Annotated in this window: 9 protein-coding genes; 3 read left to right on the top strand and 6 right to left on the bottom strand. The window is 66.0% G+C overall.

Annotation, left to right across the window (positions count from 1 at the left end; genetic code table 11):
• Positions 1–770, top strand: a 770-nt coding sequence (locus ADBZ6I_RS13120) for a M23 family metallopeptidase (protein ID WP_526384515.1), incomplete at its 5' end; no start/stop codon positions are given.
• A 56-nt stretch (positions 771–826) separates the two neighbouring features.
• Complete coding sequence (locus ADBZ6I_RS13125; protein WP_526384517.1) at positions 827–2,020, top strand: TIR domain-containing protein; 1,194 nt, start codon at positions 827–829, stop codon at positions 2,018–2,020.
• A 50-nt stretch (positions 2,021–2,070) separates the two neighbouring features.
• On the opposite strand, the gene ADBZ6I_RS13130 is transcribed toward ADBZ6I_RS13125, so the two are convergent.
• From ADBZ6I_RS13130 to ADBZ6I_RS13155, 6 genes are all read right to left on the bottom strand, one after another.
• A complete protein-coding gene (locus ADBZ6I_RS13130) occupies positions 2,071–3,510 on the bottom strand; it encodes a TRAFs-binding domain-containing protein (RefSeq protein WP_526384519.1) in 1,440 nt (479 codons plus the stop codon).
• A complete protein-coding gene (locus tag ADBZ6I_RS13135; RefSeq protein WP_526384521.1) occupies positions 3,507–4,244 on the bottom strand; it encodes a hypothetical protein in 738 nt (245 codons plus the stop codon). The genes ADBZ6I_RS13130 and ADBZ6I_RS13135 overlap by 4 nt, the downstream gene beginning before the upstream one ends.
• On the bottom strand, positions 4,241–5,365 hold the full coding sequence (locus ADBZ6I_RS13140) for a patatin-like phospholipase family protein (RefSeq protein ID WP_526384523.1): 1,125 nt from the start codon (positions 5,363–5,365) through the stop codon (positions 4,241–4,243). The genes ADBZ6I_RS13135 and ADBZ6I_RS13140 overlap by 4 nt, the downstream gene beginning before the upstream one ends.
• Positions 5,366–5,380: 15 nt before the next feature.
• The gene (locus tag ADBZ6I_RS13145) at positions 5,381–6,136 is read right to left on the bottom strand and encodes a PE-PPE domain-containing protein (protein WP_526384525.1); all 756 of its coding nucleotides are present in this window, start codon (positions 6,134–6,136) and stop codon (positions 5,381–5,383) included.
• A gap of 180 nt (positions 6,137–6,316) precedes the next feature.
• Entirely contained in the window at positions 6,317–6,670 is a 354-nt protein-coding gene (locus ADBZ6I_RS13150) for a hypothetical protein (protein WP_526384527.1), read from the bottom strand.
• A gap of 29 nt (positions 6,671–6,699) precedes the next feature.
• Positions 6,700–7,728, bottom strand: a complete 1,029-nt coding sequence (locus tag ADBZ6I_RS13155) for a peptidoglycan-binding domain-containing protein (protein ID WP_526384529.1) — start codon at positions 7,726–7,728, stop codon at positions 6,700–6,702.
• A 221-nt stretch (positions 7,729–7,949) separates the two neighbouring features.
• On the opposite strand from ADBZ6I_RS13155, the gene ADBZ6I_RS13160 reads away from it, so the two are divergent.
• Positions 7,950–9,552, top strand: a 1,603-nt coding sequence (locus ADBZ6I_RS13160) for a peptidoglycan-binding protein (RefSeq protein ID WP_526384531.1), incomplete at its 3' end; no start/stop codon positions are given.

Here is a 9,552-nt window from a genome sequence, read left to right on the forward strand (position 1 = left end):
CGACGGCCGCGGTCGCTCCGAGCACGAAGCGGTACTGGCCGATGGAGCGTGGCCGGATCGTCACCTCCGAGTACGGGCCACGCCCGGGCGGCTTCCACTACGGCATCGACTTCGGCTGGCCCGGTGGCTCCGGCAACAAACCGGTGTACGCGGTGCAGGCCGGCACCGTCATCTACTCCGGAGAGGCGCAGGGGTTCGGCGGGCCGGACCCGGCGGGCTGGCTGGTGATCGACTCCACCGACGCCGACGGCGGCGGCTGCCTGGAGTACGGGCACATCATCCGCGAGGTCAACTACGGCGATCGTGTGCGGGCCGGTCAGCGGATCGCCCGGGTCAATCCCAAGCGCAAGACCAACGGGGGAGTGGCGCCGCATCTGCACCTGTCGGCGTGGCCGTATGCCTACGGCCAGGACGGCCAGGTCAATCCGCGCAGCCGGTGGTTGCGCAACCCCTCCGAACCCGGGCCGGATCCGACGGCGTTCCCGCTGCCGGCGGGCTACTTCTACGGCCCGCTGGACGGCCCGGACAACAGCGTGTCCGGCGAGTACCCCGGCGAGCCCGCGGCCTGGCGCGACGGGCTGGGACGCTGGCAGGCGGCGCTGGGCCTGCCGGTCACCAAGAAGTGGAACGACGGCAGGACACCCAACGCCGCCACCACCCTGCAGCGCAGCCTGGGGTTGCCGCCCACACCGGGCATCGGCTACGGCTGTATCGGCCAGGCCGAGTGGAATGCCGTGCTCAAGGACGGCTGGCGGTTGCCACAGAGCTGACAGCTACTAGTCTCGTTCTGCGCTGGTAATCAGGTAATCAGGTTGGGGGAGCGGCAATGCGACGGCTTTTCATCTCCTATGCGCGTGAGAACAAACCTCAGGTCGAGGCACTGGTGCGCGATCTCGACTCGCTGGGCTACGAGACCTGGCTCGACTCGTCGCTGCGGGGTGGCCAGAAGTGGTGGGACGAAATCCTGCAGCGGATCGCCGACTCCGACGTATTCGTGGCCGTGGTGTCGCCGCAATCGCTGAATTCAGTCGCCTGCCGACGTGAATGGGAATGGGCATCGGCACTGGACAAGCCGGTGCTGCCGCTGGCGGTCGGCCCGTTGCCCGATGCCCTGCCCCGCGTGTTGTCGACGCGTCAGATCACCACCTACTCGACGTCCTCTCGGGAGGCGGCGTTCGCCCTTGCCGGTGCGCTGGGCAATCTCCCGCCTGCCCAGCCGCTGCCCAGTCCGCTGCCCGAAGCCCCTGCGGCGCCGCTGTCATACCTGACCGACCTCGTCGATCACGTCAACCAGTCCGAACCACTGACCCATGACCAGCAGCGCGAGGTGCTGATTCGATTGGAGCCGGCGCTGGACTCGGCCGACCCCGAGGAGGCCCGCGGCGCCCGCTACGTGCTGGAAACGTTCAGCAAGCGCGACGATCTGTATGCCGACATCGGGCAAAGCCTCGGGAAATTGGGCATCTCCGCGGCATCCCCCGCGGCCGTGGCCGCAGCTCCGCAGCCCGTCGCAGCCGCGGCCCGCTCCGGAGGCTTCTCCAAAGGGATGCTCGGCCTGGCGGCCGTGGGCCTGGTCGCCGCCGCTGGCCTTATCGGGTTCCTGGTCACTCGCGACGGTGGTGACAACATGCCACCGGCCACCGGCGGTTCGCCCAGCATCTCCGCACCGGCGACGCCCGCGTCGGAGAAGCCGGCGTCGCTGACCGGCCGCTGGTCCGGCCGCGTTTTCGGCGATCAGACCCTCGAACTCGTCGCTGACATCACCGACGACCCACCGCTGTCTGCGAGCGTGGCCTATCCGGAAATCCCGTGCCAATGCACGTGGACCCAGAGCGGTTCAGCCAAGGGCGGAGTCCGTTATGTCACCGAGACGGTCGACTCCGGACCGTGCGCCCGTTCGCAAATCACGCTGATTCCCCAGGAGGACGGAACCATCTCCTTCAGTTCCACCTACTACTCCGCAGGCAAGCAACGCAATATGACCATTCAGGGGACATTGAGCCGGGCGGCCACGCCATGACTCCGCAGGCAGAGATCTGGGAATGGGCGTTGCATTCCGGCGCCCCCGCGTCACCGGGCTGACCGACGCAGCCTGTCAACTAAAGCCGTTATCCACGAGACGTTTTCGCCTCGGCTGCTGCGCATGTCCGCGACGATTTGCAGGTTGTCCGCGGTGGTGTCGAGTTGCCAGTTCTCCTCACAGTCCGACAGCACGTCGCCCATCGCTTCCTCGGCCGCCCCGGTGTCGCCGGCGTGGACGGCGAGTTCCAGGATGGTGGCGTAATCCCAATAGGTGTGGTTGTCCCCACGCAGTTTGCGTTCGGCGGCGAAACGCACAACCGGCAGCAGCCGGTTCCGCAGTGCCAGTGCGTCCTTGTCGCCCTTGGCCTCCAGCAGGGTGATGGCGTTGATGCCGGGGTAGTAGTCCCGCCAGTCGGCCTCGAAACCGTGCATGTAGGCGTCGATAGCCTTGTCCAGGAACTTCTCCGCCCGCGCAGCGTCCTTGACCTCCAGTGCCTTGCGCCAGCGGCTCTTGTAGATTCGCCCGATCAAACCCGAGGTCTCCGGGTCGAAGCCCTGCTCGTCCTGCAGTTCCTCCAGGATGGTCAGGGCTTTCGCCCTGTCGTCGGGCTGGCCGTCGTTGGCGTCGGCCCGCCGGTTGTAGGCGAACGCGAGCAGCTGACGCTCCTTGACCTGGCGCTGCAGGATCCCCGGCATCCTGTCGTAGAGCGTGATCATGTCCGACCAGGACTCCAGCGACCGGTAGGCCTGCATGATCTCGCTGAGCAGCGCGATGTCCAGGGTCTGGTGCGCTAGGGCGGTGTCACGGATCGCGGCGAGCTCGCCCAGCATGGCGTCGCGACGCTCGGTGTCACCGCAATTGCTGCGGATCACCCGGACCTGCCGCTTGATCGCTTCGATCTCTTTGACGGTTTCCGGGGAGAACTCGCTGGGGTCGACCGCCAGCGGCTCCGGGCTCCACTGGCTGATGAGCTGGAACAGCGGGCTGTCGACGAACTTGTCGTGATCGGCGCGCTCCCGCAGTTGGCGCAGATGCACGGCGATGTCGTGACGCAGCGTGCGGGCGTCGGCGTCGGAGAGCGTGTTGTTATCCGACAGGTGGTAGGGCTGGGTGCGAAGGTGGTTGACGTCGAAGGGCAGCGGCGTCGATGCCGCATAGATCGTCAGAGTGGTCCGCGGCCGGGCCGCATGGCGCACACCGAGTTCGTACATCACGTTGGGGTTGCTCGTGGTCAGGTCGGCCACCGCGTACTCGCAGCGCAGCAGGCGGTCGAACATCGCTTTGTGGATGATGCCGCCCAGTTGTTCCTCGTCGGCGCGGATCGGCACCATGCCGGCGTCTCTAACCCCCGGTTCGATAGCCTCGAAGTAGATCCGGTTGAAGTCGATGTCCGGCCCGCCCGCTGGGTCGTGCTTGGTGCCGAACGGCATCAGCACGAAGCACAGCGGACCAGTGTCGCTCTGGGCCTTGGGGTTAGGTTCCGTCATCTCTCTTCTCCCCGCAGCGCGGCACCGACGGCCGCTGCCATCGCCACCGGATCGTCGCACGGCACCGCACTGATCAACCCGGTGGCGGCCATCGCCGCGGCCCGCTGGTCGCTGCCGGGACCGTCGATCGCGGCGGCGATGGTATCGGCGGTGCGCCCCGAACCGGCGGCGACGATTACCCGACGCCCGGCGTCGAGGCTGCGTTGCACATCGTCGAATGCAATCTGCCCGCCGTTGATCAGGATGGTGATCGAGGCTCGGCCCCCGGCGAGAACCGTTGCCGTGTCGGCGATCCAGGGCGATTCGGCACCCCACTCGTTTCCGGGAACGAGCAGGAAGTGGCTGTGGTTGGGTTCCAGAGGCGCCGTTTCACCGACGGGTACGTCGCCCGGCAGCTGCACCGTCCCTTCGGCGACCACCCCGAGCAGGGGGAAGCGTGCCCCCGCCGCGGAGCGGGCTTGCCCCAGCAGCCGCATCACCCCCGAATCGGTGCCGCCGTCGACACCGGCCGCACCATGCTCCCGCATCACTGGCTCGATCGCCGAGGTGAACAGGTTCCGGAGCCGGCCGATGTGGTCGTCGTCGAGGCCGCCCGCGCCGCCCACAACGACGACGGTCGGGTGATGAGGCAGGCCCAGCACGTCCAGGGCGCAGGGGAGTTGTCCGGTGTCGGTCACTGTCACCGCGGCCGCGGTGCGGCCACCGCCGAGTTCCATGGTGAAAGCCGTTGTCACGGCGTTGTATCCAGGAAACCCGCGAAGTGGTGCGGTGCTACCTGTTGTGCCGCGGCTCGTCCGACTCGTTGCAGCTCGGCGATGTGGTCGACGGAGTCCATCTTCTGCACGTCCTCCGGCTCGACGTCAGGCAGTCCGAGGGCATCCAGTCCGGCTCGGGAGAGCTCGGCGTTGTATCGCACATAGCTGAACAGCCGCTGCTCCAGCAGTCCGGGACCGGTCATGAGATCGCCTACCTCCCGGTCGATGGCGGCGCCGTGGCGGCATCGGCCGAACACCCGGCACAACAGATCCTGTTCGTTGAGCGCGGCGTACATCAGGGCCGCCGGTATGGTGCCGATGTTGAACAGCAGGTTCATCTCTCCGGGGCGCAGATGGTCGTCGGCTTTGGGGCTCAGACCGGTTCCGACCGATACCACCAATAAGTCGGATTCGCCTGTCTTCCAGCCTAACCGGTACTGCGGCAGTGCGGCCTGGAGGAACAGCTGGAAGGCTGGATTGTTGTACATCGTCACTCCGCCGTCGACGAAGACGAAATCGTGCTCGCCGAGCCTGATGGTCTCCGGGGCGAAGTACACCGGGGCCGCTGTACTGGCCCGGACCAGTTGCCACAGCGGCAGAGCCAGGTTGTTGTCGTCCAGAGCGGGATCGTTGAATCGCGCTCGCGGGTTGTTGCTCAGCGGCCAGGGGGAGTCGGTGGTGGCGTTGCGTAACACCATGAGCAGCAATGTCTTCAGATCCGTACTGCCGAAGGTCGTCGTCGCACCGAGGACCTCGTGCAACAGCCCCCGCAGGCGGTCCGTCTCGTATCGATAGCGCAACTGGTGCAGCAGGGTCGCTTTGTCGAACATCTCCCGTCCGCGCGCGACGTAGAGCTCCAGCAGTTCGCTGACGCGCAGACCCTTGGACAGTCCGGCGGCGATCACCGCACCGGTGCTGGTGCCGCCGATGTAGTCGAAATAATCGGCAAGAACGAAATCCTCACCCGCGCCTGTGTACTGAGCAAGCATCGACTCCACCCGGTGCAGTACTTCCAGCGAGATCACCCCACGGATGCCTCCGCCGTCGAGCGCGAGCAGCTTCTTGGGCCCCGGGCTGTCGATGCGGTCGATGTAGGACATCGTGTCAATCTCCCTTCAGTGTTCCGGGCGGCTGTAGGACGCTTCAATCCACTGTTCGGGTACCAGTGGCAGCAGCGGCTTGTGCGGCAGCATCACGTACTCCGTCGTTCCCTCTGCATAGGTCTTCCGGTCGGGGTTGTCCAGGTCGGCGGTGCGGTAGCCCAGTGCGTGAATGGCGGATTTACCGTTGATGCCGAAGCGGTCCTGCCGGGCGTTGGCGTCCGCTAACTCGCCCGGCATGCTCGGCGCATCGGCCCAGCCGTCGTACTGCAACTTCACGTCGGTGACCCGGTATCGCGTGTCGTTGGGAGTGGGCAGCCCGGGACTGCCGTCGACCTCAGGCTGCCCTATCCCCGCACCTCCGTACTTCCTCAGCGGGTTGCCGATCAGGAGGAACGAAACCCGGCCCGGGTCAGGGGCGCCCGAGTCGGCCGCATGAACCCGCAGCCATCGCGAAACGACCTGTGCTCCCTGCGAATGCGCGAAAACGAGAACCCTGCCAGGTGTGGTGTGCAGACACTGGTCGAGTGCCTCGACGCCGCGGTCGATCGAACGGGGATCCAACGAGGCCGGATACTCAACGCGCACAACACGTCGTCCCGCTGTGATGGCGCCCCCGAAGTTCCGAACCATGGTGTTGCCGAGGAGGTTGAAGTCCAACGGCTCGATGGTGAGAACGGTCTGCACGCACGGGCAGACCGGGCCGCTGTGGCCACACGGTTGCCCCTGCTCGTCTCGGGGCGAGTCCGACTCGCTGGCAGTGGTGGTCATGCGGTTCTAACACCCCCTTGATCCCTCGGCCCACATCGGCAGGAGTCGTTAGCTGAGGGTAGAACGCGGCGAGAGGTTGCGGCACTGTGTGTTGGCAGAAAAGGCCGAAAGTCCCAGGTCGGCTTCATGACAGCGAGTGTGGTGGTCTCGGGTGCGGCCATGCCGGCTGGTCTGAAACGCCTAGGTCCGGAACACGGAGAATTCGACGCCGCCGGAAGAGCAGACGATAAGCATCGGCGCGGTCTGCGCGGTTCCGGTGTAGCAGGTAAACGCGCCGATTTCCTGGTACTTCTCGCCCTGCAGGTCATAGGACGCAGCAGTCGAATACGCCTCCGCGCAGCTGATCGTGCCGGCGCGGATTTCGATTTGTCGGCCGTCTTGTGACGCACATCGCTCAACGCCCGGGTTCGCGGCGCCGGAGGTGGCGAGCTCGCTTGTGGGTGGCGAACCCGGCTCCGGAGCGCTCCGGTAGCAGCCCGACCCGGTGGCGGCGATGAGCGCGACGGCGAGAAGCGCGCTGGGCCGCAGGGGCATAGCCATCAACGTAGTGGAGCCGAGTTCTCTTAGAGCGGCGACGGCCGCTGCGCGGCAGACCGTTTGCCGGTGAGGCGGTCACGCATCCAGTCGACGCCGCCGGTGATGTCGTAGGGCATGTAATGGGGATTGCGCTTGTCGCCGACGAACACCAGGCCGCTGACGCACGCCAGGATGATTCCGAGCACCGTCTCCACCGGCTGGTCGAAGAGCCGGGACAGTTGTGCGGCCAGCGAGTATGCGTTGGAGAAGCCGTCGCCACGCGCCACCGCCTGGTAGACCGCCGCCTTCATCAGGCTGGCTTTGTCGTCGGCGTTCTCGGCGAAAATGTCGCCCTCGCGATACACGTCAACCCAGCAGTCGGGCTTCTTCGGGAACTCCGATGTTCCGAATCGGCGCTTCGGGTCCAGACCATGCGTCCCGGGAGTCGTGATCAGAGGCTGCGCCCACGCGGCGATGCTGTCGGTCTGTCGGCATGGATTGCCATATGTCAGAACGGCTTTGAGGTCAGGTGTTCGCCAGGCCAGGGGCTTGCCGGGTGCCAGGTAGTCGAAGTAGAAATCGCTGACCACGATGCCGCCCTGGGAGAACCCCGCCAGCGCCCAGGGGGTGCCCTGGGGGAACGGCACGAGGTTGTCCATGAACGGTGCGCCGACCAACCGGGCCAGTTCTTTGACTCCGCTGGCATTGTCGAAAGGAATGCACCCGTTGTTGTAGCCGATCGGCTGGTGGTGGCAGAGGCCTTCGGATTCGAGTGCGGCGGCGGTGTCGGCGACCGGACCCCGGAACATGTCCGACTTGTGTCCCTCGACGGTGAACATGATGGGCTGCAGACCAGGTGCCGGCGGAACGTAATGGGTGCGCTCTGCGGTGGCGGCGTCGAACACGCCCGTCTCCGGCATCTTGAGACGACGCTGCATTTCCTTGACCGCAGCGACGTCTTCGTCGCTGAAGTAGGCGTCCTTTTCCGGCGCGTAAGCCCGATACATGCGCTGAAACCACGCGTGCCAGTACTCGATCTCCGGACCCGTCGACCCCAGCTGGTAAGGCAGAGCCATATCACTCGTTTCCTCGGCGTTGCTACACGCCAGTACAGCGCTCGACACCTGCCGCCGAGAAGGGTCCTCTGGTTAGCCGTGGCAGGGACTTTGGTCATGAAATATGCGGCACAACTTGGTCGGCGGACCGTGATGAGCCAGCATGGGAAGAGGCCTGACATAGATGTCACGGGGTGAGGACTGAGATGCCGCCTAAGGATTCGAAATTCGGGGATCAAGCGATGCTGCCGATCGATGCGCATGTGCTGCGCGCCATTGCTCCATGTGCCAACGACCCTGAGGTTCGTCGGCGGCAATCGGACATCATCGACGCGGTCGGTGCCCTGCTGCAGCAGACATTGCAGCGCTACGACATCACCTCACGGATGCGTGTTGCGCATTTTCTGGCCCAGATTTGTCATGAGTCCGACGGATTCACGACGACGGAGGAGTATGCGGACGGTTGGGCATACGAGGGCCGCGATGATCTGGGTAACACACAACAGGGTGATGGTCCACGTTACAAAGGCCGTGGGCTGCTCCAACTGACCGGGCGTAGCAACTATCGCACCTACGGGCAGGCCCTCGGCGTGGATCTGGAGGGTTATCCCAAGCGGGCCGCCGACCCGGCTCTGTCGTTGGCCATCGCCTGCGAGTACTGGAAGCGCCGCGACATCAACGCCGATGCCGACAACGACAACCTCGAGGCCGTTACCGTCAAGATCAACGGCGGACTCAACGGGTTGGACTCTCGGCGGCAGTATCTGAACAAGGCCAAGGCGGAGTTGGCTCGCATCGAACAGTTAGTCCGCCACGGACAGGAGCCTGACACCCGTCCGGTACTGGCTCTGGGTGCGCGGGGAGATGCTGTCGGGCGCCTCCAAACCATGCTCCGCCAGCGCGGTTTCGACATCGGCGTCGATCAGGACTTCGGCGCCGCCACCGAATTGGCGGTCAAGGCGTTCCAAACCGGCAGCGGTCTGAAACCTGATGGCATCGTCGCTTCAGTGACCTGGAATGCCCTGGAGGACAGGCCGATCGGGCCAGCCGGCAGCCCGCCGGCCGCCGTCCCCGCGGGTCCGCTGCGGTACTGGCCGTTGGAGCGCGGCTTGGAGATCACGTCTCACTTCGGGCCGCGAGGCGGCGAGGTACACACCGGCGTCGATTTCGGCTGGCCCGGCGGTTCGGCGAACAAGCCTGTCTACGCCATCCAGGGCGGCACCGTCATCCAGGCCGGGCAGGCCCAGGGGTACGGCGGCCCGGACCCGGCCGGCTGGCTGGTCGTCGACTCCGAGGACACCGAGGGTGGCGGCGCCCTGGAATACGGTCACATTGTCCGCGAGGTCGGTCTGGGCGACCACGTGCGGGCCGGCCAGCGTATTGCCCACATCAATCCCGACAAAGCGCACAACGGCTGGGTTGATCCGCACCTGCACGTGTCGGCATGGCCCTACGTCTTCAATCAGGGCGGGCAGGCCGGCAAGGTCGACCCGGAGAGCCGTTGGCTGGTGAACCCGGCCTATCCGAGCCCCGGCGGCTCAGAGGCTCCGTCCGGCCCGCCGGCGCCCGATGGTTCACCGGCGTCCACCCTGGAATTCCCTCTGCCACAGGGATTCTTCTACGGGCCGCTGGAAGGTCCCGATAACTGTGTCTCCGGGGCCTATCCGGGTGAACGAGCCGAGTGGACCGCCGGGCTGGGGCGCTGGCAGGCCGCGCTGGGACTGCCCGTCACCCGGAAATGGAACGACGGCAAGACCCCGATGGCCGCCTCGGTGCTGCAGCATCAGAAGGGGTGGAAGCCCAACCCCAGCTTCGGGTACGGGTGTATCTCGCAGCGCGAATGGG

This window comes from Mycobacterium sp. (assembly GCF_044342925.1).
Classification (GTDB): domain Bacteria; phylum Actinomycetota; class Actinomycetes; order Mycobacteriales; family Mycobacteriaceae; genus Mycobacterium.